General features: G+C 51.7%; 24 protein-coding genes and 1 riboswitch. Of the genes, 11 read left to right on the forward strand and 13 right to left on the reverse strand.

The window, feature by feature from the left end:
- The first annotated feature begins 191 nt into the window (after positions 1-191).
- Both sdaA and ACLJRS_RS05205 read left to right on the forward strand, forming a co-directional pair.
- Positions 192-1556, forward strand: a complete 1365-nt coding sequence (sdaA, locus tag ACLJRS_RS05200; protein ID WP_000624277.1) for an L-serine ammonia-lyase — start codon at positions 192-194, stop codon at positions 1554-1556.
- Between the two features lie 137 nt (positions 1557-1693).
- Positions 1694-3295: an EAL domain-containing protein gene (locus ACLJRS_RS05205; protein ID WP_001192519.1), complete on the forward strand. Its 1602-nt coding sequence runs from the start codon at positions 1694-1696 to the stop codon at positions 3293-3295.
- Positions 3296-3316: 21 nt separating this feature from the next.
- On the opposite strand, the gene yoaE is transcribed toward ACLJRS_RS05205, so the two are convergent.
- Positions 3317-4876 carry a CNNM family cation transport protein YoaE gene (gene yoaE, locus ACLJRS_RS05210; RefSeq protein ID WP_000421820.1) on the reverse strand — a complete coding sequence of 520 codons (1560 nt, stop codon included), beginning with the start codon at positions 4874-4876 and terminating at the stop codon, positions 3317-3319.
- Complete coding sequence (locus ACLJRS_RS05215; RefSeq protein WP_011233029.1) at positions 4864-5196, reverse strand: protein YoaL; 333 nt, start codon at positions 5194-5196, stop codon at positions 4864-4866. The genes yoaE and ACLJRS_RS05215 overlap by 13 nt, the downstream gene beginning before the upstream one ends.
- Positions 5197-5348: 152 nt before the next feature.
- Here ACLJRS_RS05215 and manX point away from each other — a divergent pair, with 152 nt between their 5' ends.
- From manX to mntP, 5 genes are all read left to right on the forward strand, one after another.
- Positions 5349-6317 (forward strand): PTS mannose transporter subunit IIAB, encoded by a 969-nt coding sequence (manX, locus tag ACLJRS_RS05220; RefSeq protein ID WP_000150521.1) that lies wholly within the window; start codon positions 5349-5351, stop codon positions 6315-6317.
- 52 nt (positions 6318-6369) lie between these two features.
- Positions 6370-7170 (forward strand): PTS mannose transporter subunit IIC, encoded by an 801-nt coding sequence (manY, locus tag ACLJRS_RS05225; RefSeq protein ID WP_000406918.1) that lies wholly within the window; start codon positions 6370-6372, stop codon positions 7168-7170.
- Between the two features lie 12 nt (positions 7171-7182).
- On the forward strand, positions 7183-8034 hold the full coding sequence (locus tag ACLJRS_RS05230; RefSeq protein ID WP_001518647.1) for a PTS mannose transporter subunit IID: 852 nt from the start codon (positions 7183-7185) through the stop codon (positions 8032-8034).
- 57 nt (positions 8035-8091) lie between these two features.
- Positions 8092-8550: a DUF986 family protein gene (locus ACLJRS_RS05235; protein WP_000156279.1), complete on the forward strand. Its 459-nt coding sequence runs from the start codon at positions 8092-8094 to the stop codon at positions 8548-8550.
- Between the two features lie 196 nt (positions 8551-8746).
- A riboswitch (yybP-ykoY riboswitch) is annotated at positions 8747-8848 on the forward strand.
- A 111-nt stretch (positions 8849-8959) separates the two neighbouring features.
- Positions 8960-9526 carry a manganese efflux pump MntP gene (gene mntP, locus ACLJRS_RS05240; RefSeq protein ID WP_001518359.1) on the forward strand — a complete coding sequence of 189 codons (567 nt, stop codon included), beginning with the start codon at positions 8960-8962 and terminating at the stop codon, positions 9524-9526.
- On the opposite strand, the gene rlmA is transcribed toward mntP, so the two are convergent.
- The 6 genes from rlmA to mgrB all read right to left on the reverse strand — a co-directional run bounded on the left by rlmA (position 9523) and on the right by mgrB (position 13878).
- The gene (gene rlmA / locus ACLJRS_RS05245) at positions 9523-10332 is read right to left on the reverse strand and encodes a 23S rRNA (guanine(745)-N(1))-methyltransferase (protein WP_000010923.1); all 810 of its coding nucleotides are present in this window, start codon (positions 10330-10332) and stop codon (positions 9523-9525) included. The genes mntP and rlmA overlap by 4 nt on opposite strands.
- Before the next feature lie 65 nt (positions 10333-10397).
- Positions 10398-12143, reverse strand: a complete 1746-nt coding sequence (gene ftsI / locus ACLJRS_RS05250) for a peptidoglycan glycosyltransferase FtsI (protein ID WP_000730322.1) — start codon at positions 12141-12143, stop codon at positions 10398-10400.
- A 219-nt stretch (positions 12144-12362) separates the two neighbouring features.
- Complete coding sequence (cspE, locus tag ACLJRS_RS05255; RefSeq protein WP_001062678.1) at positions 12363-12572, reverse strand: transcription antiterminator/RNA stability regulator CspE; 210 nt, start codon at positions 12570-12572, stop codon at positions 12363-12365.
- 12 nt (positions 12573-12584) lie between these two features.
- Positions 12585-12728, reverse strand: a complete 144-nt coding sequence (locus ACLJRS_RS05260; RefSeq protein WP_001537930.1) for a DUF2627 domain-containing protein — start codon at positions 12726-12728, stop codon at positions 12585-12587.
- A gap of 648 nt (positions 12729-13376) precedes the next feature.
- The gene (locus ACLJRS_RS05265; protein WP_001000660.1) at positions 13377-13664 is read right to left on the reverse strand and encodes a YebO family protein; all 288 of its coding nucleotides are present in this window, start codon (positions 13662-13664) and stop codon (positions 13377-13379) included.
- A 70-nt stretch (positions 13665-13734) separates the two neighbouring features.
- Positions 13735-13878, reverse strand: a complete 144-nt coding sequence (gene mgrB, locus ACLJRS_RS05270; RefSeq protein WP_000714547.1) for a PhoP/PhoQ regulator MgrB — start codon at positions 13876-13878, stop codon at positions 13735-13737.
- A gap of 157 nt (positions 13879-14035) precedes the next feature.
- Between mgrB and yobH the strand changes: the two genes are divergently transcribed.
- Positions 14036-14275, forward strand: coding sequence for an invasion protein YobH (gene yobH, locus ACLJRS_RS05275; protein ID WP_001236777.1), 240 nt, complete (start codon positions 14036-14038; stop codon positions 14273-14275).
- Between the two features lie 211 nt (positions 14276-14486).
- Here yobH and kdgR read toward each other — a convergent pair whose 3' ends face one another.
- Positions 14487-15278, reverse strand: coding sequence for a DNA-binding transcriptional regulator KdgR (gene kdgR, locus ACLJRS_RS05280; protein WP_001262195.1), 792 nt, complete (start codon positions 15276-15278; stop codon positions 14487-14489).
- 175 nt (positions 15279-15453) lie between these two features.
- Between kdgR and ACLJRS_RS05285 the strand changes: the two genes are divergently transcribed.
- Positions 15454-16827 (forward strand): MFS transporter, encoded by a 1374-nt coding sequence (locus ACLJRS_RS05285; RefSeq protein ID WP_000416139.1) that lies wholly within the window; start codon positions 15454-15456, stop codon positions 16825-16827.
- A gap of 47 nt (positions 16828-16874) precedes the next feature.
- Here ACLJRS_RS05285 and htpX read toward each other — a convergent pair whose 3' ends face one another.
- The 4 genes from htpX to ACLJRS_RS05305 form a co-directional block, all read right to left on the reverse strand.
- Positions 16875-17756 (reverse strand): protease HtpX, encoded by an 882-nt coding sequence (htpX, locus tag ACLJRS_RS05290; protein WP_000984498.1) that lies wholly within the window; start codon positions 17754-17756, stop codon positions 16875-16877.
- Between the two features lie 192 nt (positions 17757-17948).
- The gene (prc, locus tag ACLJRS_RS05295; protein ID WP_001091239.1) at positions 17949-19997 is read right to left on the reverse strand and encodes a carboxy terminal-processing peptidase; all 2049 of its coding nucleotides are present in this window, start codon (positions 19995-19997) and stop codon (positions 17949-17951) included.
- Between the two features lie 19 nt (positions 19998-20016).
- The gene (proQ, locus tag ACLJRS_RS05300; RefSeq protein WP_000431401.1) at positions 20017-20703 is read right to left on the reverse strand and encodes an RNA chaperone ProQ; all 687 of its coding nucleotides are present in this window, start codon (positions 20701-20703) and stop codon (positions 20017-20019) included.
- A 97-nt stretch (positions 20704-20800) separates the two neighbouring features.
- Positions 20801-21298: a GAF domain-containing protein gene (locus tag ACLJRS_RS05305; RefSeq protein ID WP_001518229.1), complete on the reverse strand. Its 498-nt coding sequence runs from the start codon at positions 21296-21298 to the stop codon at positions 20801-20803.
- Between the two features lie 128 nt (positions 21299-21426).
- Here ACLJRS_RS05305 and yebS point away from each other — a divergent pair, with 128 nt between their 5' ends.
- Together yebS and ACLJRS_RS05315 are read left to right on the forward strand one after the other, a co-directional pair.
- Positions 21427-22710: a membrane integrity lipid transport subunit YebS gene (gene yebS / locus ACLJRS_RS05310; RefSeq protein WP_001207294.1), complete on the forward strand. Its 1284-nt coding sequence runs from the start codon at positions 21427-21429 to the stop codon at positions 22708-22710.
- On the forward strand, positions 22679-25312 hold the full coding sequence (locus ACLJRS_RS05315; RefSeq protein ID WP_001521100.1) for a PqiB family protein: 2634 nt from the start codon (positions 22679-22681) through the stop codon (positions 25310-25312). Before yebS ends, ACLJRS_RS05315 begins: the two co-directional genes overlap by 32 nt.
- Positions 25313-25370 lie beyond the last annotated feature (58 nt).

The following is a 25370-nucleotide window of genomic DNA, read 5'->3' on the forward strand; positions in this document are numbered from 1 at the left end:
AACGTGTATATACTTAACTTTACGCGCGCAAGACACGACTTGAGATTACTGTCGCAATATTAGTAAAAACGCGGTTATTCATTAGTTTAATTCATGTGAATAGTTAAGCTGATGCCAGCGTTCCCTCTTACACTATGCGCAGTTATAACATCGTAACCGGAAGCCCCGGTTGCCCTGTCAGGAGTATTATCGTGATTAGCCTATTCGACATGTTTAAGGTAGGGATTGGTCCCTCCTCTTCCCACACTGTTGGCCCGATGAAGGCCGGTAAACAGTTCGTCGATGACCTGGTCGAAAAAGGATTACTGGATAACGTTACCCGCGTCGCTGTCGATGTCTACGGCTCGCTGTCGCTGACGGGGAAAGGTCACCATACCGATATCGCCATTATTATGGGTCTGGCGGGTAATGAACCCGCTACCGTGGATATTGATAGTATCCCCGGTTTTATTCGCGACGTCGAAACGCGCGAGCGTCTGTTACTGGCCCAGGGACGTCACGAAGTCGACTTCCCGAAAGATGACGGAATGCGTTTTCACAACGGCAATTTGCCGCTGCATGAAAACGGGATGCAGATCCACGCCTGGCATGACGACACGGTCATTTATAGCAAGACGTACTATTCCATCGGCGGCGGCTTTATCGTTGATGAAGAGCATTTCGGCCAGGAAGCGACGAATGAGGTTACTGTACCTTATCCGTTTAAATCGGCGAAAGAAATGCTGGAGTATTGCAACAGTACCGGCCTTTCACTCTCCGGCATGGTGATGCAAAACGAACTGGCGCTGCATAGCAAGAAAGAGATTGAAGAGTATTTCGGTCACGTCTGGCAGACCATGCAGGCCTGTATTGATCGTGGTATGAATACCGAAGGCGTGCTGCCGGGGCCGCTGCGCGTACCGCGTCGCGCCTCTGCGCTGCGTCGTATGCTGGTTTCCAGCGATAAGCTTTCCAGCGATCCGATGAACGTCATTGACTGGGTGAACATGTTTGCTCTGGCGGTGAACGAAGAGAACGCCGCAGGTGGTCGCGTCGTGACGGCGCCAACCAACGGCGCGTGCGGCATCGTGCCTGCGGTACTGGCTTACTACGACCATTTTATTGAGTCTGTCAGCCCGGATATTTACACCCGCTACTTCCTGGCGGCAGGCGCTATTGGCGCGCTGTATAAGATGAACGCGTCTATTTCCGGCGCGGAAGTCGGCTGTCAGGGCGAAGTCGGGGTCGCCTGTTCGATGGCGGCGGCAGGCCTTGCTGAACTGTTGGGCGCCAGCCCGGAACAGGTTTGCGTTGCCGCTGAAATCGGCATGGAGCATAACCTGGGGCTGACCTGCGACCCGGTTGCCGGTCAGGTGCAGGTGCCGTGTATCGAGCGTAACGCCATTGCTTCGGTTAAAGCGATTAACGCTGCGCGTATGGCCATGCGTCGAACCAGCGCGCCGCGCGTCTCGTTGGATAAAGTCATCGAAACGATGTACGAGACCGGAAAAGACATGAACGCAAAATACCGCGAAACGTCGCGCGGCGGGTTGGCTATTAAAGTCCAGTGTGATTAAACGCCGTCTCCCCTCCCTTCGCCCATCTGCTACGGATGGGCGAAATTTTTATCTCTTCCTCGTCGACTCCACGTTTCCCCACTACACTTGCTGTGTCGCGGTTGGCTTTTGTCGCCAACGCTTATTGGGCGGCCCGCATGCAAACAGCACAACGGATCATCAATCATTATCGCCGTAATCGTTTCATTGTTTGCACGATTTGTGCACTGGTCACGCTCATTCTTACGCTGAGCATCCGATTTATTTCGGAGCGGAACTTAAATCACCATCGCACGGTTGCATTCGCGAATCATGCCGTTGATGCGCTGGATAATGTGCTGCATCCTCTCCTGGTCGGACGAAACATACTGCTACCCTTGCTTGAGCTTCCGTGCGCGACCGCGCATTTGCCGTTGCGTAAGCAAGCCGCCCGCCTACAAACCATTCGTTCTATCGGGCTGGTAAAAGAGGGAATTCTCTACTGCTCAAGCATTTTTGGCGCCCGTAATACTCCCATACGCCAGCTTCAGCCCGATCTTCCCGCAGCTGGCGATCTGCTGCTACTTTCCACGGACCAATCGTTACTCAAGGGAAGCCCGATCCTCATTCAGTGGTATCCCGCCTCTGCCGATGGCCAGGATGGCGTGATGGAAATTGTGAATATTGACTTGCTGGCGACTATGCTACTTGAGCCGCAGCAGCCGCAAATTACCAGCGCCAGCCTGACGGTCGGCAAACGGCACCTGTTATATGGTCGGGGCGTGGTCGATACTCTTCCGGAATTAAAAAAAGATGAAGAGCGTTACCAGCTTTCATCGCGGCATTTCCCTTTTACTATCAGCGTCAGCGGGCCGTCGGCAGGCGTACTGGCGTTCAAACATCTCCCGACGCAGTTACCGCTGGCCGTATTGCTTAGCCTGTTGATCGGTTATATCGCCTGGCTGGCAACGGCCAGCAGAATGAGCTTTTCCTGGGAGATTAATCTGGCCCTTGCCGAACGGGAGTTTGAGCTATTTTGTCAGCCGTTGCTTAATGCCCGCACGCAGCAGTGTACCGGCGTTGAGATCCTGTTACGCTGGAACAACCCGCGTCAGGGCTGGATCTCACCGGATGTTTTTATTCCTATCGCCGAGGAACATAACCTGATAGCGCCGCTGACCCGCTATGTGATTGCGGAAACCATTCGGCAGCGGCACTACTTCCCCATCAACCATCAGTTTCATATCGGCATCAATGTAGCGGCAAGCCATTTCCGACACGGCGTGCTTCTCAAAGATCTTAATCAGTACTGGTTTAGTGCGGAACCTGTTCAGCAACTGGTGCTGGAGCTCACGGAACGCGACGCGTTGCTTGACGTTGATTACCGCCTGATGCGCGAGCTGCATCGTAAAGGCGTGAAGTTAGCCATCGATGATTTTGGCACAGGAAACAGCTCGCTCTCCTGGCTGGAAAAACTGCGGCCGGATATTTTGAAAATCGATAAATCCTTCACCGCCGCCATCGGTACCGATGCGGTCAATTCAACGGTGACCGATATTATTATCGCGCTGGGGCAAAGACTGAATATTGAACTGGTGGCGGAAGGGGTCGAAAACCAGACACAGGCACAGCATTTGCGCCAGCATGGCGTGCAAATGTTACAGGGCTATCTCTATGCGAAGCCGATGCCCATTAGCGAATTTCCACAGTGGCTGGCGGGCAGCGCGCCGCCGCCCGCCCGGCATAACGGACAGATTATGTCCGCGATGCCGCATCTATAGACTTGGTTCCTGCGTGTGACGTTATTCCTCTTCGTCGTGGGCAGGCTGTTCTTTAACAATTCGAACCAGATCGACACGATAGTCGTTGGCCTCGACAATGGTGATCCGCAGGGGCGGAACATCAATGACATCGCCAACACGAGGAATATGGCCATTAGCGGCGATCACTAACCCCGCGACCGTCGCAATATCGCCCTCTTCGTTCACCAGATGGTCAACTTCCAGCGCCTGCTGTAGCGCATGGAGATCGGTGCCGCCCTTCACTATCCAGCCCTCGGCATCGGCAACGATTTCCGGCGTTTCATCGGCATCCGGGAACTCACCGGCAATCGCTTCCAGCACATCCAGCGGCGTAACCAGCCCCTGCACCACGCCGAACTCGTTAGTGACGATAACGAAACTGCCGCGCGCGCGACGCAAAACGCCTAACAGATTGATAGGATCAAGCGTTTCCGGCACCACTATCGCCGGGGAAGACGCGGCGATAGCCGCAACGTCCGCGCCCTCTTCCAGCGCCACCAGCAACTCTTTCGCCCGCACGATACCGATAATTTCATCCAGCTCGCCCCGGCATACCGGGAACAGGCTATGCGGAGAAGAGAGTAACTGCTGACGGATTTCAGCTACGCTGAGATTCGCATCCACCCAACTAATTTCGCCTCGCGGCGTCATAATGCCGCGCAGGGAGCGCGACGCCAGAGTCAGTACGCCGTTAATCATGTAGCGTTCTTCTTCGGCGAAGGCGCCTTCCGACACCGATATCGCGGCCGGGCTATCCGTCTCATGTTGCGTACTCGTCTGGCGTTTACCGCCCATCAGACGCAGGATAGCGTCCGCAGTACGCGCGCGCAGCGGCAACGTGGACTGATGACGAATAAAGTTGCGGCGCGCAATCTGGTTAAACACCTCGATAACGATCGAGAAACCAATTGCCGCGTACAGGTAGCCTTTCGGAATATGGAAACCAAACCCTTCCGCCACCAGGCTCAAGCCGATCATCAGCAGGAAACTCAGACAGAGCACCACCACCGTCGGATGCTGGTTGACAAAACGGGTCAGCGGTTTTGACGCCAGTAGCATCACCGCCATCGCAATCACCACCGCCGCCATCATAACCGGCAGATGGTTTACCATACCTACCGCCGTAATCACGGCGTCCAGCGAGAAGACCGCATCCAGGATGACAATCTGCGTGACTACCACCCAGAAGCTCGCATAGCCTTTACCGTGTCCGGTGTCATGCTCGCGGTTTTCCAGACGTTCATGCAGCTCGGTGGTCGCTTTAAACAGCAGGAATATACCGCCCAGCAGCATAATTAAATCGCGGCCGGAGAAGGTAAAATCCCAGACGGTAAAGAGCGGCTTTGTTAAGGTCACCAGCCACGAAATAATGGACAGCAGCGCCAGACGCATAATCAGCGCCAGCGAGAGCCCGATAAGACGCGCTTTGTCACGCTGCTTTGGCGGCAATTTATCGGCGAGGATCGCGATAAAGACCAGGTTATCGATACCCAGAACAATTTCCAGGACGACGAGCGTGAGTAAACCCACCCAAATTGAGGGATCCATTAATAATTCCATGACAAGCTCCTGCTTAAGGAATGACTAAACGGCGCCCACAACATCTCAAAGGATGCAGGCGGTAACGCAATAAACAAAGTAAGGCTATGGCAAGATATGCCAGATTGACAGGCGCAAAACGGCCAAAGAGTGAAATGACGTCGGTGACGATCCATACAACGGGCTGCTGCCCTATACCCCATTCTAATTAAACGGAAGCTAAACATAACAGAGACAACTGGTTTTTGGCAAAGATTTACCTTCCTTTGCAAAGAGATGTAACCGGGATATTTTACACTTCGAAATTTCTCATTATCGAAAACAAAATTACGGATCTCCATCACACAAAATATTTTTTTCGATATCTAAAATAATTCACGAAAATCATGCGTTTTTCGTTGTAACCCTCATCTGAATCGATTCGCTTGCGGACGGCGATTCAAAAAATACATCTGTCAAGTTGATGTGTTGACAATAATAAAGGAGGTAGCAAGTGACCATTGCTATTGTTATAGGCACACATGGTTGGGCTGCAGAGCAGTTACTTAAAACAGCCGAAATGCTGTTAGGCGAGCAGGAAAACGTCGGCTGGATCGATTTCGTTCCAGGCGAAAATGCCGAAACGCTGATCGAAAAGTACAACGCTCAGTTGGCTAAACTCGATACCAGTAAAGGCGTGCTATTTCTCGTTGATACATGGGGAGGCAGTCCGTTTAATGCTGCCAGCCGCATTGTCGTCGATAAAGAGCGCTATGAAGTTATTGCCGGCGTCAACATCCCGATGCTGGTCGAAACGTTTATGGCTCGTGACGACGATCCGAGCTTTGACGAGCTGGTCGCACTGGCGGTAGAAACCGGTCGTGAAGGCGTAAAAGCGCTGAAAGCGAAACCGGTAGAAAAAGCCGCGCCAGCGCCAGTCGCCGCCGCGCCAAAAGCGGCCGCACCGGCAAAACCGATGGGCCCGAATGATTATATGGTTATCGGGCTTGCCCGTATTGATGACCGCCTCATTCACGGTCAGGTCGCTACCCGCTGGACCAAAGAGACCAATGTCAGCCGTATTATTGTTGTGAGCGATGAAGTGGCGGCGGATACCGTTCGTAAAACGCTGCTGACGCAAGTTGCGCCGCCGGGCGTTACGGCGCATGTGGTTGACGTCGCGAAGATGATTCGCGTCTACAATAACCCGAAATACGCCGGCGAACGCGTGATGCTTCTGTTTACCAATCCTACCGACGTCGAGCGCATCGTTGAGGGCGGCGTGAAAGTCACTTCCGTGAACATTGGCGGTATGGCCTATCGTCAAGGTAAAACGCAGGTGAACAACGCCGTTTCCGTCGATGAAAAGGATATCGAAGCCTTTAAAAAGCTCAACGAGCGCGGCATCGAGCTTGAGGTGCGTAAAGTTTCCACCGATCCGAAACTGAAAATGATGGATTTAATTGCCAAAGTGGCGAAATAACCGCCGGCATTTAATTAGCTTTCACACTTAAGATAGCAATAGGAGAAGTACAATGGAGATTACCACTCTTCAGATTGTGCTGGTGTTCATCGTCGCATGTATCGCGGGTATGGAGTCGGTACTTGATGAATTTCAGTTCCACCGTCCGCTGATCGCCTGTACCTTAATCGGCGCCGTTTTGGGGGACATGAAAACCGGTATTATCATCGGCGGTACTCTGGAAATGATCGCTCTGGGCTGGATGAACATCGGTGCTGCCGTTGCGCCTGATGCCGCACTGGCGTCCATCATCTCTACCGTTCTGGTCATCGCCGGGCATCAAAGCATTGGCGCCGGTATCGCGCTGGCGATTCCGCTGGCGGCGGCAGGCCAGGTACTGACCATTATCGTTCGTACCATCACCGTGGCATTCCAGCACGCGGCGGACAAGGCGGCTGAAAACGGCAACCTGACGGCGCTCTCCTGGCTGCACGTTTCTTCTCTGTTCCTGCAGGCAATGCGTATCGCCATCCCGGCGGTTATCGTTGCCATCTCCGTAGGCACCAGCGAAGTACAGGGAATGCTGAATGCGATTCCTGAAGTCGTCACAGGCGGTCTGAACATCGCCGGCGGCATGATCGTCGTGGTTGGTTATGCGATGGTTATCAACATGATGCGCGCAGGCTACCTGATGCCGTTCTTCTACCTCGGTTTCGTCACCGCGGCTTTCACAAACTTCAACCTGGTCGCACTGGGTGTCATCGGCGCAGTGATGGCTATTCTTTACATCCAGCTGAGCCCGAAATACAACCGTGTAGCGGGCGCGCCTGCAGCGGCTGCTGGCAATAACGATCTCGACAACGAACTGGACTAACAGGTGAGCGAAATGGTTGATATGACTAAAACTACCACCGAGAAAAAACTCACTCCGAGCGATATTCGCGGCGTATTTCTTCGTTCTAACCTGTTCCAGGGGTCATGGAACTTCGAACGTATGCAAGCGCTGGGCTTCTGCTTCTCTATGGTGCCAGCGATTCGTCGCCTGTATCCGGAGAATAATGACGCGCGTAAACAGGCGATTAAACGTCACCTGGAGTTCTTTAACACTCATCCTTACGTTGCGGCGCCGGTACTGGGCGTGACCCTGGCAATGGAAGAAAAGCGTGCGAACGGCGCAGAGATTGACGATGGTGCTATCAACGGTATCAAAGTCGGTCTGATGGGACCGCTGGCAGGCGTCGGCGACCCTATCTTCTGGGGTACCGTCCGTCCGGTATTCGCGGCGCTGGGCGCAGGTATTGCAATGAGCGGCAGCCTGCTTGGTCCGCTGCTGTTTTTCATCCTGTTTAACCTGGTGCGTCTGGCGACCCGTTATTATGGCGTGGCTTATGGCTACCGCAAAGGCGTCGATATCGTTAAAGATATGGGCGGCGGCTTCCTGCAAAAACTGACTGAGGGGGCGTCAATCCTCGGCCTGTTTGTCATGGGGGCATTGGTTAACAAGTGGACGCATGTGAATATCCCGCTGGTGGTTTCCACCATCACCGGTCAGGATGGTCAGACACGCGTTACCACCGTGCAAACCATTCTCGACCAGCTGATGCCGGGTCTGGTTCCGCTACTGTTGACCTTTGCCTGTATGTGGCTGCTGCGTAAGAAAGTTAACCCGCTGTGGATTATCGTGGGCTTCTTCGTCATTGGTATCGCCGGCTACTCCGTAGGACTGCTGGGCCAGTAAGGCTGTTGTACACTACCGGGGCCAAACGGCCCCGTTTTTTATTTCTCTGGAGGATAAATGACTATCACGGACCTGGTGCTGATTCTCTTTATTGCCGCATTATTGGCTTACGCTCTCTACGATCAGTTCATCATGCCCCGTCGCAATGGCCCCACTCTGCTTTCTATAGCCCTGCTCCGCCGCGGTCGCGTAGACAGCGTTATCTTCGTTGGGCTGGTCGCCATCCTTATTTATAACAACGTAACCAGCCACGGAGCGCAGATGACCACATGGTTATTAAGCGCGCTGGCGTTAATGGGGTTTTATATATTCTGGATCCGCACGCCACGGATCATCTTTAAACAACGTGGCTTTTTCTTCGCCAATGTCTGGATAGAATATAACCGTATTAAAGAGATGAATTTATCGGAAGACGGCGTACTGGTGATGCAATTAGAACAACGACGCTTGCTTATCCGTGTACGCAATATCGACGATCTGGAAAAAATATATAAAATTCTTATTGAAAATCAATAATCTAAGATATAGCCTCAACTATGTTTTTCGAATTTTATTTCGAATCATAATATAGCTAAGGCTATATTTTCTATTGACCAATTGTTATTTAATTTAACGTTTTATTGATGAATAAATCTAAATGAAAATCGTTTTCAATTAGAAGACAAATAATATTTTATCGCTGTTGTTTTATATTCTAAAAATATGTTAATGTTGCGCCGTCAATTGGGGAGTAGCCGATTTCCAGACTCCGGAAATGTACGCGTCAACATACTCGTTGCAAAACGTGGCGCGTACGGACCAGCCGCCGCTGGTCAGGCGAGACCATAGGCGCATCAACTGCTGTGTATTTCGTCACAGAATGGCGACATGCATGTTTGCTGGGGGCAGTGATGTGTTTAATGGATACCCCGGTCAGGACGTTGTCATGCACTTTACTGCTACTGTTCTTCTCGCTTTCGGCATGTCGATGGATGCTTTCGCGGCATCAATTGGCAAAGGCGCCACCCTACATAAACCCAAATTCTCAGAAGCGTTGCGTACCGGCCTTATCTTTGGCGCGGTTGAAACGCTGACCCCGTTGATCGGCTGGGGGCTGGGGATATTGGCGAGTAAATTTGTTCTGGAATGGAACCACTGGATAGCCTTTGTTCTGCTGATCTTTCTGGGCGGACGCATGATCATCGAAGGTATCCGCGGCGGTAGTGATGAAGATGAAACACCGTTACGTCGCCACAGCTTTTGGCTATTAGTCACGACGGCTATCGCGACCAGCCTCGATGCGATGGCGGTTGGCGTCGGTCTGGCGTTTTTGCAGGTAAACATCATCGCAACCGCATTAGCTATCGGTTGCGCCACGCTTATCATGTCCACCCTCGGGATGATGATCGGTCGCTTTATCGGCCCAATGCTGGGTAAGCGTGCTGAAATTCTCGGCGGGGTCGTACTGATAGGAATTGGCGTCCAGATCCTCTGGACGCATTTTCACGGTTAACGGTTACGCTGCCAGAGATGAAGGTTGAAATCCGTCTGGCAGCTAAGTCCGGCGCTGGCGGCCAGTTGTTCCCACACGTCTGGCCTGGCGCGCCAGGCAAATGGCGTCATTTGCAACAGTGCTACAGCCGCTTCGGCGGTGAGCTGCATGTGATAAGCAAGGCGGGTACTCTGCTGCAATGTGAATCCGTCGAGCTGCTCGGTATACGGCGCATGTAAACGCACCTCATCATAAATGAGCCCTTTTAGTTCCATCAGATGATGCGGCCCTGGCGTGGCGGTAACGACCCAACCACCAGGTTTCACCACACGCGCCAATTCCTGCGCCTTACACGGGGCGTAGATTCTGATCACCGCATCCATTGACGCATCGGCAAAGGGCAGTCGATGGCTTGACGCCACACAAAACTTCACCTGCGAATAGCGCTTCGCCGCCGCTTTGATCGCCGTTTTAGCAACGTCCAGTCCAAACGTGGTGACTCCCGGCAACGCCTCGGCAAAAGCATGAGTGTAATACCCCTCGCCGCAGCCGATATCCAGAATCGCCGTGGCCGACTGATCCAGCCGCTCGCGCAACAGGTTAATCACCGCATCGCGCAGCGGCTGATAATGGCCCGCATCAAGAAACGCTCTCCTCGCCTGCATCATTTCGGCGCTGTCGCCCGGATCGCGCGAACGTTTATGCTGTACCGGCAGCAGATTGATGTAGCCCTCTTTCGCCACATCAAACTGATGGCGCTGTGGACATATAACGCTGTTATTAATCTGCGTAAGCGGCTGATGGCAAAGCGGACAGGTAAACGACATGACAACTCCGGACTGGGGCGCTAAAGGGCGCAAGTGTAACGCGAATTGCGCCCCGGGAAAATCCTTTACGAGCCCGGAACCGCAACGTGGCTGCCATGCATCACCAGAAGGTGATCTGAATCGGCTGGCATACCGTCTGGCTCAACATTTTCCAGCCGCAGCACATCGCCCATGATCTGGCTGAATACGGGCGCAGATACCGCGCCGCCATAATAAGCCCCGTTTTGCGGATTATTAATCACCACCACCAGCGCAAATCTGGGGTTACTTGCCGGCGCGACGCCTGCGGTATATGCCACATACTTATCGACGTATTTACCATCATCGCCAATTTTTTTCGCCGTCCCGGTTTTGACCGCAATACGGTAGTCTCTTACTGCGGCTTTTGTTCCGCCGCCGCCAGGCAACGCGACGCTCTCCATCATATGTTCCACCTCGTGCACCAGTTCTTCCGGCATTACCCGCGTGCCGATCACGGGCGGATCAACTTTGGTGATCGATAACGGACGGTAGATACCAAAGCTGCCAATCGTGGCATAAACATGCGCCAGTTGCAGCGGCGTCACCATTAATCCATAGCCAAAAGCAAAGGTAGCGCGATCTAAATCACTCCAGTAACGGCGTTTCGGTAATAACCCGCTGCTCTCTCCGGTGAGACCCAGTCCGGTAGGCACGCCGAAACCAAAGCTTTTATAAGTATCCATTAATTTCTGCACCGGCATCGCCAGAGAAAGGTGAGAAACGCCGGTATCGCTGGATTTTTGCAAAATGCCGGTTAATGTCAGTTCCGGATAGTAACCGACGTCGCGGATACGGTGTCCATCGAGAGTAAAAGGATGGGTATCGATAACGCTGTCCGGCTGCACGATGCCCTGCTGTAACGCAGTCATAATGACCAATGGCTTCACAGTAGAACCGGGTTCGAAGGTGTCGCTAATCGCGCGGTTACGAAAATCGTCCAACTGCGCGCCTTCACGGTTGTTCGGGTTGAAATCCGGGTAGCTCGCCATCGAGAGAATTTCACCCGTTGGGATGTTAATCAATACGGCAGCGCCGGATTCCGCTTTGTTCCATATGACGGCGTTATCCAGCGCATCTTCGGTAACCGTTTGCAGACGTTCATCAATGCTAAGCTGAAGTTCATGAGCAGGAACCGGATTCACTTCCGTAATGTTCTCAATAACGTGACCAAATTTATCTTTACGCACCAATCGGGAGCCCGGTTTTCCCGTCAGTTGCGCGTTAAAGCTCTTTTCAATACCTTCTATTCCCTGCCCGTCGATATTGGTAAAGCCGATCAAATTGGCCGCTACGTGTCCGGCAGGGTAAAAACGGCGCGACTCTTCCCGCAGGTTAATACCCGGTAGATTCAGTTTATCTATCCATTCGGCTTGCTGGGGTGAAACCTGGCGCGCAAGGTAGATAAAACGGCCTGCCGGGTTACTGTTTACCCGTTCCGCAAGCGTACTGAGAGACAGATGCAGGGCACTGGCCAGCGCCTGCCAGCGCTCATTGTAGCCAACGCCGCCTTTGCTTATGATAGTCTTCGGATCGGCCCAGACAGCATTAACCGGAACGCTCACCGCTAAGGGTCGCCCTTCTCTGTCGGTGATCATGCCGCGTGGAGAGGCCGTGGTCACTTCACGAAGCGAGCGCATATCTTCTTGTTTCACCAGTTTCGACGGCGTAACAATTTGCAGCCATGCCACCCGCCCTAACAACAATGCCATACTGAGCAGAATGGCAGTGCAAAGTAGTGCAAAACGTATGGGCGTAAAATTACGGGTATCGCCGTCGCTTTTCTTTTTCACCTGATCTCCAGCCGAATCATTTTTCAGGTGATTGATTTAACGGGAAACGGCCGGAAAAACCAGAAAAAACAATGCTAATAACATCGCGCCTTTGCAACAAATCGCTAACGAGAGCGCATCCAGACACATTTTGAAGGATATTGAATTAAAAAGCCCCGCTTTTAGCGAGGCTTTATATCTGAGGCTGACGCGACAAACGCATCAAATCAGTGGTGTCGATCAGATAGCTGTTACGTTAACAGCAGCCGGACCTTTCTGGCCGTCCTGAATTTCGAACTCAACGTTCTGGCCTTCAGCCAGAGTTTTGAAACCATTGCCCTGGATAGCGGAGAAGTGTACGAACACATCTTTGCTGCCGTCAGCCGGAGTAATGAAGCCAAAACCTTTGGATTCGTTGAACCACTTAACTTGACCTTTAATCTTTGCCATTTGCAAAATTCCTTAGAGTGTTTTCTTTGCCCGTAGGCATAACATAGATAAAACTGAGACATTACTGCTTGAGGCACTAATATAAGGTTCGGCAGAGAAGCGGTATTCAACGTCAACGTGTTTACTCAGGACTTCTTTACTGAAAATGCCACACATAAACAGAACTGTACCTCGTTTAACCCAAAGCCTGTTATCACATACAACGTTAATTATGGCAAGCCATTTTTAAACGTGTCTCGATCCGTCGCACAAATTACGAGAACCTTCACAAATTGACAGCACGTTTATGCAACAAAATTGCGAAAGATATATCCTCACGCGCTGACGGACTCCTGACAACGTCACTGCTGAAAAGCCATTTTTCTACCATAGCTCAATAACTTCGCTTCTTCCAGTGCATCAAATCACATTTAAAAGCTGTATTTTTCATATCACTTTTTATGCTGAGTTATGCATAAATTGTCACAATGATAAAAAACACCTTTTAATCAAAATAATAGAAAAGAAAAGCGATTTTCGACACCGCTTTTTGTGATGTTCTGCGTCTTTACAGAATGCCTTAAAATAATGAACAAACAATGACAATCCATAAAGAGAGAGAAACGTTTCGCTTTTAATAGAGAATGAGCGGTATCACAAAAATGCCATATGTCCATTTGTTATACATATAAAACTATGTTGCATATAAAGCCATATATTATGTAAGGTGTTGATGCTGTAGTATCAGTTGCAAACGGCAACGCGGAGAGATCCGACGGGGAAATGGGGCGTATGGCACTGGCGCCATTTGCGCCCCGGTAAGCATTATCGTTCAGCAACCAGACGAATGATGTCCTCATCCTCTTTCGGTTCGCTTGCCGCTGTTGCGGGTTCCGCTTCTTTTTCTGGTTCGTTTGCTTCGCAAAGGCGGCGTAACAACGCGTTTTGCCGCTTCTGTTGATCCAACAACGCTTCGAGCAGTTCTATCTGCTCGTTGGCACGGGAACTTGCCCGGTTGACAAAGAACCAGAGCGCCAGCCCCACCACCAGAACCACCATTGATACTATTAAAGATGCAAGAGAAAACGCACCAGAGTTTAAAACGTCGTTCATTTCACCACCTCGATGTAGAGACGTCATTCTACCACTGCTACACGGGAAGGAAATCTCTGGTGTAAAACGTTTACCAGGGAATAAATTTATTGATGGCGCAAATACCGCTGAAAAATTGTACATCCTGATCGCACATGATATTAAACACCTGCGCCCACAGCAACAGGCATACTACCACCACGATGCCGAGAACGACCCATCGAAATTTTTTCACTCCACTCTCCGATCTTACATCTTATGTCGCTAAATTATCATGAGTTACTTAAACCAGGAGTAACTGTAGCGGCATTATATGTTTTTAGGAATGATTCACTTGTTTCAATCAATGTACACGCTACTCTTATTCTAACTAAAAAAGAAAAGAGGTAGTAATGCGTTTGATCATTCGCGCAATTGTATTGTTTGCCCTGGTGTGGATAGGCCTGCTGATGAGCGGCTATGGCATCCTGGTGGGAAGTAAAGTGAACGCTGCGGGGCTGGGTTTACAGTGCCATTACCTGACCGCACGCGGCACCAGCACGGCGCAATATCTCCATACCAACAGCGGCATTATTGGCTTTTCCGACTGTCCCATTTTCAGAAAAATCGCCACCGTGGTGGATAATGGCTAAGCGGCAATAAATAATTTCACAGTGAAACTATCACCAATAATTCCCCTATATTGGCTGTTGTTCATAAGTACTGTTAAATAATATTTTAATAACCGTTAAATAAGCCGACAGATATTATCTACTTTTACGATTTCATCCCACCCGATGTTATAAAAAAAGCAGCTACATTTTTCGTAGCTGCTTTTTTTTAACGTCATGCTAATAACGTTGCTTAGAAGGGATAATCGTTGTAACCCATTTGTTCAGAAATTTTACGCGCGGCGGCGTGTAACATAGCCACATATTCCTGTAGGCGTTCTTCTGAAAAACGCAGCGTCGGGAACGAAATGCTTAACCCTGCGATGACTACGCCAAAACGGTCAAATACCGGTACGCCGATACAACGTAATCCTTCTTCCTGTTCTTCGTTATCTTCACCGTATCCTTGCGCACGCACTTCATCCAACAGCGGCAGCAACGCTTCAGTGCTGGTAATCGTGCGTCCCGTGCTTTGCTTATACTCTACGCCGTCGAGAATCTGCTTAACCTCATCACGGTCGCGCCAGGCCAGAAGCACTTTACCGATGGCCGTACTGTACAGCGGATTACGACGCCCAATACGTGAGTACATCCGCAGATTGTACATAGAGTCAATTTTATGGATATAGACAATGCTGTCTTCATCCAGCGCGCCAAGATGGATAGTTTCTTTTGTCAGACGAGACAGTTCGCGCATCTGAATGTCCGCACTGCGGATGAGATCAACATTTTGCAACGCTCGCGCGCCCAGCTCAAACAGCTTTAGCGTCAGAGAGTATTTTTCAGACTCCCCCTCCTGAGCCACGTAGCCCAGCGTTTTCATGGTTTGCAAAAAGCGATAAACGGTGCTTTTCGACATCATGACGCGCTGCGATAGCTCGGTAATCCCTATTTCACGCTCTTCACCCAGCGCCTGCAGAATGCCGAAAACTTTCAGCACAGAAGATACAGAATCAGGCTGCTTATCCAGATCTGCGTTTGCCATTTATCACCTCATTACGAGCGTTTTATAAAATTCAGAACGAGTTTTTATTATAATTTCACGCCAGGTCGCCCGCAATCCATCTTTGCTTACTTCGTTACAAATCTGCGACATAACAACTCAGTATTAATGCTAACATTATTATTCAGCTCATAATTCCCCTTATTACAAAATACTTATGGAAAAAACACGGGCCGATGGCCTGCCCCTCCCGCAGAGATACGGCGCTATCCTGACGATTATTATCGGTATTTCGATGGCGGTTCTGGATGGCGCAATCGCTAATGTCGCGCTGCCAACCATTGCGACTGATTTACATGCCTCCCCTGCCAGCTCTATCTGGATTGTCAATGCATACCAAATCGCCATTGTCGTCTCACTGCTTTCCCTGTCTTTTTTAGGCGACATGTTTGGTTATCGCCGGATCTACAAATGTGGTTTAGTGGTATTTCTGCTTTCATCATTGTTTTGCGCGCTTTCAGACTCGCTGCAGATGCTGACGCTGGCGCGCATCGCGCAGGGATTTGGCGGCGCGGCGCTCATGAGCGTAAACACGGCGCTGATTCGTCTTATCTACCCCCAGCGTCATCTGGGACGAGGCATGGGAATTAACTCTTTTATCGTCGCAGTCTCTTCCGCCGCGGGTCCGACGATCGCCGCAGCGATTTTGTCCATCTCATCATGGAAATGGCTGTTTCTGATTAATGTCCCGTTAGGTATCATCGCGTTAATTCTGGCCATCCGCTTTTTACCAGCAAACATCGCCCATGACACTAAGCCGCGCTTTGACTTACCGAGCGCGGTAATGAATGCGCTCACATTTGGCCTGCTGATTACCGCATTGAGCGGATTTGCCCAGGGACAGTCGCTAACGTTGATTGGCGCAGAGCTGCTCGTTCTGGTCGTGGTCGGGTTTTTCTTCGTGCGCCGCCAGCTTTCTTTGCCCGTCCCTTTGTTACCCATCGACTTGTTACGAATTCCGCTTTTTTCACTCTCGATCGGCACGTCAATTTGCTCGTTCTGCGCACAAATGTTAGCCATGGTCTCGCTACCTTTTTATCTGCAAACCGTGCTGGGCCGTAGCGAAGTAGAAACCGGCCTGTTATTGACGCCCTGGCCGCTGGCAACGATGGTAATGGCGCCGCTGGCGGGATACCTGATAGAACGTCTTCATGCCGGTTTGCTGGGGGCGCTGGGAATGGTGATAATGGCAGCCGGGTTGTTTGCGCTGGTCATGTTGCCAGCCTCCCCCTCCGATCTGAATATTATCTGGCCGATGATCCTTTGTGGCGCAGGGTTTGGCCTGTTCCAGTCGCCGAATAATCACACCATTATCACTTCCGCGCCGCGTGAGCGCAGCGGTGGCGCCAGCGGGATGCTGGGCACGGCGCGACTGTTAGGCCAAAGTACTGGCGCCGCGCTGGTAGCGCTGATGTTGAACCAGTTTGGCGATAGCGGTACGCATCTTTCTCTGCTCGCAGCGGCGATCCTGGCGACTCTCGCGGCGGTGGTGAGCGGTTTACGTATTACGCAACCACGCGTTCAGGCGTAAAAAAAGCGCGTCATTCGACGCGCTTTTCATACTTGCCAGTGGGCTTATTATTTCAGGTACTCACCGCTACGCAGCGCTTCAATGCGTTTATCCAGCGGTGGGTGCGTCATAAACAGCTCGCTTAACGATTTCGATTTACCGTTAATACAAAACGCCATCATGCTGGTCGCTTCTTGCGGCTCGTAGCTGGTTTTCAGGCGCTGCAACGCGGCAATCATTTTTTCACGGCCAACCAGCTTCGCCGATCCCGCATCGGCATGAAACTCACGGTAACGGGAGAACCACATGGTGATGATGCTCGCCAGAATACCGAAGACCAGTTCCAGCACCGTCGCAACGGCGAAATAGATTAGCGGATTACCGTTACTTCCTTCGCCTTCATCGCGGTTGCCGCCCAGAAAACCAGCAGCAATTTGCGCGATAATGCGCGAAATAAAGATAACGAAGGTGTTAACCACCCCCTGAATCAACGTCATCGTCACCATATCGCCATTGGCAATATGGCTGATTTCATGCGCAATGACGGCTTCCGCTTCGTCAGGGCTCATGTTTTGCAACAAACCGGTGCTCACAGCGACCAATGAGGCGTCACGGCGTGCGCCCGTCGCAAACGCGTTAATGTCCGGCGCATGGTAGATAGCAACCTGCGGCATGGCGATACCGGCCTGGCGCGCTTGCGTTGCTACGGTGTTCATCAACCAGCGTTCTCTTTCATTGCGAGGCTGTTCAATAACTTCCCCTCCTACGGATTTTAACGCCATCCATTTGGACATCAGCAATGAAATAAAAGAACCGCCAAAACCAAACAGCAGCGCCATGATCAGCAAGCCTTGCACGCTGCTCGACTGTATCCCTGTCAGGCTCAGAACCAGCCCGAAAACGACCATCACGGCCAGGTTCGTCAGCAGGAAGAGCGCGATTCGCATCATAATTTTCTTTTAACCTCAATTTAACAAAACGCACTATGCGATTACCCACATCGTATGGGTCTTATGGCTATTTTCAAGCATCACCAGGCGGTAAGTCACGAGAAAAACACAACTTTACATTTTGTAGCATTATCCTGACGACTTCTGCGCTTGTTAAAAAAAACAGGCACAATTTTTTGTGCCTGTTTAGCGTTACTTATTGGCTGCCGCCTGCTCCGCTGGTTTTTCTTTTTCAAGATGCGCCAGGTCCAGAGCAATCCTCACCGTTTCATCAAGGTACGGGTCCGGCTCCTGGTAATCCTTTGGCAGATCGTCCAGTTTCTTCAGCAACGGTTTACCCTCACGTTTAAACCGATCGTTAATACGCGCCAGACGCAGAGCGTCTTCTTCATTGTTCTCTTTCTCACGCTGCGCATAATTCAGAGAGACGATGTTGCGCTTATCCTTCATGGCATTGAAACGTGCAATATCCTTCATGATGTACTGAAACTCAGGATCTTTGGCGATACGCGCGTTGTGTTCTTTCAATAATTCCGGGCCAAACGGGGCCAAATCGTCCGATTTCACGTATTTCGCCGCATCAATGCTATCCCACGGCAAGGCGTTATCTTCAAATTTTTCTCCGGTTTCCGTCTCTTCATTGCCAGTCGGCATGATGATATCCGGCGTGACCCCTTTACGCTGCGTACTACCGCCGTTGACACGGTAAAACTTCTGAATGGTGTACTGCACCGAACCCAGCGCAGGCCATTCCGGGCGAAGCATCTGATCGTAAATTCGGTTTAGCGAACGATATTGCTGTACCGTACCTTTACCGAAGGTCGGCTCACCGACAATCAGCGCGCGGCCATAATCCTGCATCGCGGCAGCGAAGATTTCCGATGCCGAGGCACTGAAACGATCGACCAGCACCACCAGCGGGCCTTTGTAGTAGACCACGCCGTCGGTGTCGCTATCCTCACGCACTTTGCCGTTATTGTCGCGCACCTGAACTATCGGACCAGAAGGGATAAACAGACCGGAAAGCGAAACGGCTTCCGTCAGCGCCCCACCGCCGTTTGAACGCAGATCGATAACGATGCTGTTAACGTTCTGTTTTTCCAGCTTCTGAAGCTGAACTTTGACATCATCGGTCAAGCCAACATAGAAGCCTGGAATATCCAGTACACCAACTTTTTCCTTGCCGACGGTTTTCACCGACATTTTAACCGCGCGATCTTCAAGACGAATCCGTTCACGCGTCAGCGTGATAATACGCGTTTTCGTCCCTTTGCCAGCCGGCAGTATTTCCAGTCGAACCTTGCTGCCTTTCGGCCCTTTGATCAGCGCCACCACATCGTCAAGACGCCAGCCAATAACGTCGACCATCGGTTTTCCGGCCTGCCCTACGCCGACGATACGATCGCCGACGCTAATCGACTTGCTCTTCGCTGCCGGGCCGCCGGCAACCAATGAGTTAATGACAGTATAATCGTCATCCATTTGCAGCACCGCGCCGATACCTTCCAGAGACAGGCTCATTTCGGTATTAAACTGCTCGGTATTGCGGGGAGAAAGATAATTCGTATGTGGGTCGATTTCACGCGCAAAAGCGGTCATCGCCAGCGAGAACACATCTTCACTGTTGGTCTGCGCCAAGCGACGAATAGCGAATTTGTAGCGACGCGTCAGCGTTTCGCGAATTTCTTTGTCGCTCTTGCCGGTGAGTTTCAGACTGAGCTCATCGAATTTCACTTTACCATCCCACAGCGCATTTAGCTCAGCCTCATCTTTCGGCCAGGGCGCTTTACTGCGGTCCAGGTTAAACGTATCGTTTCCGGTGAAATCCATTGGCCGTTCCAGCACTTTTAGCGCGTACTGGTAACGTTCAAACCGGCGCTTTTGCGCCAGGTTATAAAGATCGTAAAAAACATCCAGCTTACCCGTGCGCAGCTCATCGCCCAACACGGTTTTCTTTTTCGCAAACTGCTCGACATCGCTCGCCAACAAAACGTTGTGGCTATAGTCGAGAAGATTCAGATAGCGATCAAAGATCTTTGCCGAAAATGCCTCATCCAGATCGAACTGGCGATAGTGGGAGCGGGTAAAACGCGACGTTACGCGCTCGCTCACCGTCGCATGTTGCGTCTCTTCCTTTAGTACGGGAATTTGATCGGCACGCGTAATATCTTCCACGGCGAAGGACTGGCCTGCTAATGCAAGCAGGCCAGCTAACGCGGTAAGCCTAAAAAAAGTGTTCATGCCAGGCCTGGCCTCCGTTTCAGAACACCAGGTGTTCTGCGCGTACAATCAAAGACATACCCGAATTCAGCTGTACACGGACACCATCTTTGGTGATTTCTAATACGGTGGCATCCATCGCATTATTACCCGCTTTCACCTTGAGGGACTGCCCTACGGTCAATACTGAAATATCAGAAACCGGCGTGTGCTTCTCTTCGCGAGGCGCACGCGGCGCTTTCGTCGTCGGTTTATCAGCGCGAGGTTTACGTTCAGCGCCTTCTTTACGACGCGCTACCGGGCGAGGTTTACGCTCGCGTCGCGGCGCGTCTTCTTTTTCGCCAGCCGCCGCGGCAGCTTCGCGTTTTTTCGCTTGCTGCTCTGCGCGCTGCGCCTGAACACGGGCTTTGGCTTCTTCAAGCTGCTTACGCGCATGTTCGACATGCTGTTCTTCCAGCTCGCCGCACGGATTGCCATCAAGGTCGACGCGCGTTGCGCCCGGCTTAACGCCGTACAGGTAACGCCAGCTTGAAGTATAAAGACGTAAAGCGGAACGAAGTTGCGTTTTGCTGAGGTTCATTTCGCCCCCAACTCGCTCTACCAGATCCTGAAAAATACCAATTTTCAGCGGGCGAGCTTCGCCTTCCGCACTAAAACAGTGAGGAAAACGCTCGGCCAGAAACGCGATAACTTCTTTACTGCTATTCAACTTAGGTTGATTTTCCATGAAATTTCCTGATTACAACGGACGTAGCCAACAAGCAGCAGGCATGAACAGGCGTCATTATAATGACGCCATCAGTAATTGCTACGTTATCCGTTGATTATCCTGCGACGCTCGCAAAGAATTTTTTGTAATCCGTCGTTGCAAGCACGGTTTCAAGCTGTGCGACCAGCGTACGCAGGCCGTGTTCATCTTCTTCGGTAAAACGGCCAAACGCCGTGCTATCTATATCCAGCACGCCGATAATCCGTTCGCCAACCGTGACAGGCAGCACAATTTCGGCGTTGCTGGCGGCATCACAGGCAATATGGCCGTCAAACGCATGAACATCATCAATACGTTGAACCTTATTCTGCGCTACCGCTGCGCCACACACGCCGCGACCAACCGGAATCCGCACACAGGCGATTCGCCCCTGAAACGGCCCCAACACCAGCGTATCGCCTTCGAGGAGATAAAATCCCGCCCAGTTCACCTCGGTAAGGCGTTCGAACAGTAGCGCGCTGGTATTCGCCAGCGTGGCCAGAAAGCTGGTTTCACCTGCCATTAACGACTGAAAATCGCGGTTTAACGCCGCGTATAGTTCTGTTTTGCTCATTATATAATCACTTCGTGGTCTTACTCCTAAACACAGGCTATTAAAATAAGCATTAAATGCGTTCTTGCTCAAGATTATTCCTGTCATGAGTTAAGATTACATTATTCTAACACTTTGATTCACGATACATGGCTCTGAACACCTCACACGTCACGCCAACAAAAAAGCTAACGATCAGGTCAATTAGCGAAGCGCTGCCGCGCAGCCACTACCAGCGCTGCCCTGAATGCGACATGCTGTTCAGCTTGCCGGAGATGAGCGCTCATCAAAGCGCTTATTGTCCTCGTTGCCAGGCCAAAATTCGCGATGGGCGCGACTGGTCGCTGACGCGGCTGACCGCGATGGCGGTAACCATGCTGCTATTGATGCCGTTTGCCTGGAGCGAACCGTTACTCCATATCTACCTGTTGGGCGTACGCATTGATGCCAATGTGATGCACGGCATCTGGCAAATGACGCAGCAGGGCGATCCGTTAACCGCCGCAATGGTGCTCTTTTGCGTGGTGGGCGCGCCGCTTATTCTGGTTTTTTCAATTGCTTACCTGTGGTTTGGCAGCCTTCTCGGCATGAATCTGCGTCCAGTCCTGCTGATGCTGGAAAAACTGAAAGAGTGGGTGATGCTGGACATCTATCTGGTCGGTATTGGCGTTGCCTCTATCAAAGTGCAGGACTATGCCTTTCTGCAGCCGGGCATCGGGCTTTTAGCGTTCGTCTCGTTGGTGGTTCTTAGCATTCTGACTATGATTCATCTGAATGTGGAGCAACTATGGGAACGATTTTATCCGCAGCGCCCTGCTCAACGTGCGGACGAAAGATTGCGCGTCTGTCTTGGCTGCCACTTTAGCGGCTATCCGGATGCGAAAGGACGCTGCCCGCGTTGTCATATTCCGCTACGGTTACGCAGAAAACAGAGCATACAGAAGTGTTGGGCGGCCTTGCTGGCGTCTATTGTCTTTTTGCTGCCGGCAAACCTGCTGCCTATCTCGGTAATCTACATTAATGGCGGGCGTCAGGAAGATACTATCCTGTCGGGCATTATGTCGCTTGCCAGCAGCAATATCGCCGTCGCCGCCGTCGTTTTTATCGCCAGTATTTTGGTGCCGTTTACCAAAGTCATCGTGATGTTTACGCTACTGTTGAGTATCCATTTTAAATGCCAACAGGGACTGCGGACGCGAATTCTGTTGCTGCGTCTGGTGACATGGATAGGCCGTTGGTCGATGCTGGATCTTTTCGTTATCTCGTTAACCATGTCTCTGATTAATCGCGATCAGATTCTGGCTTTTACTATGGGACCGGCTGCGTTTTATTTCGGCGCAGCGGTAATTTTGACTATTCTTGCAGTGGAATGGCTGGATAGCCGCTTACTTTGGGATGCACATGAGTCAGGAAACGCCCGCTTCGAAGACTGAAGCGCAAATTAAAACCAAACGCCGTATTTCACCTTTCTGGCTGCTACCGCTTATCGCGCTAATGATCGCGGGGTGGCTGGTATGGGATAGCTACCAGGATCGCGGCAATAGCGTGACTATCGATTTTATGTCGGCGGACGGTATCGTACCGGGCCGTACTCCCGTGCGTTATCAGGGAGTAGAAGTCGGCACCGTGGAAGATGTCAGTCTGAGCAAAGATCTGCGCAAAATTGAAGTTCGCGTCAGTATCAAATCAGATATGGAAGATGCGTTGCGCGAAGAGACGCAATTCTGGCTGGTGACGCCCAAAGCCTCGCTGGCGGGCGTTTCCGGCCTGGATGCGTTGGTCGGCGGGAATTACATCGGTATGATGCCAGGTAAAGGCAAGCCCAGAGATCATTTCGTCGCCCTGGATACACAGCCTAAATACCGGCTTAGCAACGGCGATCTGATGATTCATCTCAATGCGCCGGATCTCGGTTCGCTTAATAGCGGTTCACTGGTCTATTTCCGTAAAATCCCTGTCGGACGGGTGTATGACTATTCGATTAACCCTAACAAACAGGGCGTGACGATTGACGTTCTGATTGAGCGACGGTTTACCGATCTGGTGAAAAAAGGCAGCCGTTTTTGGAATGTCTCCGGCATTGACGCCGATCTAAGCCTGAGCGGCGCGAAGGTGAAACTGGAGAGCCTCGCGGCCCTGGTCAATGGCGCGATTGCGTTTGACTCACCGGACAATTCCAAACCCGCCGCCCAGGATGACACGTTCGGCTTATATAAAGATTTAGCCCACAGCCAACGAGGGGTAATCGTTAAACTTGAGCTGCCCAGCGGAGACGGTCTGAAAGCGGAATCTACGCCGCTAATGTACCAGGGACTGGAGGTGGGTGAGCTTTCTAAACTGACGCTCAACCCTGGCGGTAAAGTCACCGGAGAGATGACCGTCGATCCCAGCGTTGTTCCGCTGATGCGGGAAAATACGCGTATTGAGTTACGCAATCCCAAACTGTCGCTAAGTGACGCGAATATCAGTTCGTTGTTAACCGGAAAAACCTTCGAGCTGGTGCCGGGCGACGGCGAACCGCGCAGTGAATTTGTGGTGGTGCCGGGTGAAAAGGCCCTGCTGCATGAGGCGAATGCCTTAACCCTGACGCTGACGGCCCCGGAAAGTTACGGTATCGAACCGGGCCAGCCGTTAATTTTACATGGCGTAAAAATTGGCCAGGTCATTGAGCGCAACTTATCCAGTAAAGGCGTGTCATTCATCGTCGCGATTGAACCGCAGCACCGGGATTTGGTACAGGGCGACAGTAAATTCGTGGTCAACAGCCGGGTGGATGTCAAAGTCGGCCTTGACGGCGTAGAGTTCCTCGGCGCCAGCGCCAGCGAGTGGATTGACGGCGGAATTCGTATTTTACCCGGTACGAGCGGGAAGATGAAATCCACCTACCCGCTCTATGCTAACCTGGAAAAAGCGCTGGAAAATAGTCTCAGTGACTTACCGACTACCACCTTAACGCTGACGGCCGAAACGTTGCCGGATGTCCAGGCAGGTTCCGTCGTGCTGTATCGAAAATTTGAAGTAGGCGAAGTCATCACCGTTCGCCCACGCGCCAATACCTTTGACATCGACCTGCATATTAAGCCGGAATATCGCCACCTGTTAACCAGCAATAGCGTGTTCTGGGCGGAAGGCGGCGCGAAGGTGCAACTTAACGGCAGCGGCCTAACGGTACAGGCCTCGCCACTCTCCCGCGCGCTGAAAGGGGCCATTAGTTTTGATAACCTGAGCGGCGCCAGCGCCAGTCGGCGCAAAGGCGATAAACGCATTCTTTATGCTTCAGAAACCTCCGCCCGCGCGGTAGGCGGACAAATTACGCTGCACGCGTTCGACGCCGGAAAATTGGCGGAAGGGATGCCCATTCGTTACCTCGGTATTGATATCGGCCAGATCCAGACGCTGGAATTGATCACCGCACGTAATGAAGTGCAGGCAAAAGCCGTACTTTATCCGGAGTATGTACAGACATTTGCCCGCGCCGGGACACGTTTTTCCGTTATCACGCCACAAATTTCCGCGGCGGGCGTCGAGCATCTGGATACGATTCTCCAGCCCTATATTAACGTTGAGCCAGGACGCGGCGCGGCACGGCGCGACTTTGAACTGCAGGAAGCCACGATTACCGACTCACGCTATCTGGATGGGTTAAGCATCGTCGTGGAGGCGCCAGAAGCAGGCTCGCTTAATATTGGTACCCCCGTCCTGTTTCGCGGTATCGAAGTGGGAACCGTCACCGGAATGTCCCTGGGGTCGCTCTCCGATCGCGTGATGATCACCTTGCGCATCAGTAAGCGTTACCAATATCTGGTGCGGAATAACTCCGTATTCTGGCTTGCCTCCGGCTATAGTCTCGACTTTGGTCTGACAGGCGGCGTGGTGAAAACGGGGACATTTAATCAATTCATCCGTGGCGGTATCGCCTTCGCTACTCCACCAGGTACGCCGCTGGCGCCAAAAGCGCAAGCCGGTAAGCATTTCCTGTTACAAGAGAGCGAACCGAAAGAGTGGCGTGAATGGGGTACCGCTCTGCCACGTTAAACACCCGGCTCCGGCGTACTCGCGCCGGAGCGTTTTATGCTACACTGCGCGCCTGTTT

The sequence above is a fragment of the Salmonella sp. SAL00670 genome (assembly GCF_046552235.1).
GTDB classification, from domain to species: Bacteria; Pseudomonadota; Gammaproteobacteria; order Enterobacterales; family Enterobacteriaceae; genus Salmonella; species Salmonella enterica.

What these genes read in the sequence shown, in the direction of transcription:
- ACLJRS_RS05205 (WP_001192519.1), top strand. Translation starts at nt 1,694, where the DNA reads ATGCAAACAGCACAACGGATCATCAATCATTATCGCCGTAATCGTTTC.
- yoaE (WP_000421820.1), bottom strand. Translation starts at nt 4,876, where the DNA reads ATGGAATTATTAATGGATCCCTCAATTTGGGTGGGTTTACTCACGCTC.
- ACLJRS_RS05215 (WP_011233029.1), bottom strand. Translation starts at nt 5,196, where the DNA reads ATGGAGATCCGTAATTTTGTTTTCGATAATGAGAAATTTCGAAGTGTA.
- manY (WP_000406918.1), top strand. Translation starts at nt 6,370, where the DNA reads ATGGAGATTACCACTCTTCAGATTGTGCTGGTGTTCATCGTCGCATGT.
- ACLJRS_RS05230 (WP_001518647.1), top strand. Translation starts at nt 7,183, where the DNA reads ATGGTTGATATGACTAAAACTACCACCGAGAAAAAACTCACTCCGAGC.
- ACLJRS_RS05235 (WP_000156279.1), top strand. Translation starts at nt 8,092, where the DNA reads ATGACTATCACGGACCTGGTGCTGATTCTCTTTATTGCCGCATTATTG.
- mntP (WP_001518359.1), top strand. Translation starts at nt 8,960, where the DNA reads ATGCACTTTACTGCTACTGTTCTTCTCGCTTTCGGCATGTCGATGGAT.
- rlmA (WP_000010923.1), bottom strand. Translation starts at nt 10,332, where the DNA reads ATGTCGTTTACCTGTCCGCTTTGCCATCAGCCGCTTACGCAGATTAAT.
- cspE (WP_001062678.1), bottom strand. Translation starts at nt 12,572, where the DNA reads ATGGCAAAGATTAAAGGTCAAGTTAAGTGGTTCAACGAATCCAAAGGT.
- ACLJRS_RS05260 (WP_001537930.1), bottom strand. Translation starts at nt 12,728, where the DNA reads ATGTGTGGCATTTTCAGTAAAGAAGTCCTGAGTAAACACGTTGACGTT.
- ACLJRS_RS05265 (WP_001000660.1), bottom strand. Translation starts at nt 13,664, where the DNA reads ATGAACGACGTTTTAAACTCTGGTGCGTTTTCTCTTGCATCTTTAATA.
- yobH (WP_001236777.1), top strand. Translation starts at nt 14,036, where the DNA reads ATGCGTTTGATCATTCGCGCAATTGTATTGTTTGCCCTGGTGTGGATA.
- kdgR (WP_001262195.1), bottom strand. Translation starts at nt 15,278, where the DNA reads ATGGCAAACGCAGATCTGGATAAGCAGCCTGATTCTGTATCTTCTGTG.
- ACLJRS_RS05285 (WP_000416139.1), top strand. Translation starts at nt 15,454, where the DNA reads ATGGAAAAAACACGGGCCGATGGCCTGCCCCTCCCGCAGAGATACGGC.
- htpX (WP_000984498.1), bottom strand. Translation starts at nt 17,756, where the DNA reads ATGATGCGAATCGCGCTCTTCCTGCTGACGAACCTGGCCGTGATGGTC.
- prc (WP_001091239.1), bottom strand. Translation starts at nt 19,997, where the DNA reads ATGAACACTTTTTTTAGGCTTACCGCGTTAGCTGGCCTGCTTGCATTA.
- proQ (WP_000431401.1), bottom strand. Translation starts at nt 20,703, where the DNA reads ATGGAAAATCAACCTAAGTTGAATAGCAGTAAAGAAGTTATCGCGTTT.
- ACLJRS_RS05305 (WP_001518229.1), bottom strand. Translation starts at nt 21,298, where the DNA reads ATGAGCAAAACAGAACTATACGCGGCGTTAAACCGCGATTTTCAGTCG.
- yebS (WP_001207294.1), top strand. Translation starts at nt 21,427, where the DNA reads ATGGCTCTGAACACCTCACACGTCACGCCAACAAAAAAGCTAACGATC.
- ACLJRS_RS05315 (WP_001521100.1), top strand. Translation starts at nt 22,679, where the DNA reads ATGAGTCAGGAAACGCCCGCTTCGAAGACTGAAGCGCAAATTAAAACC.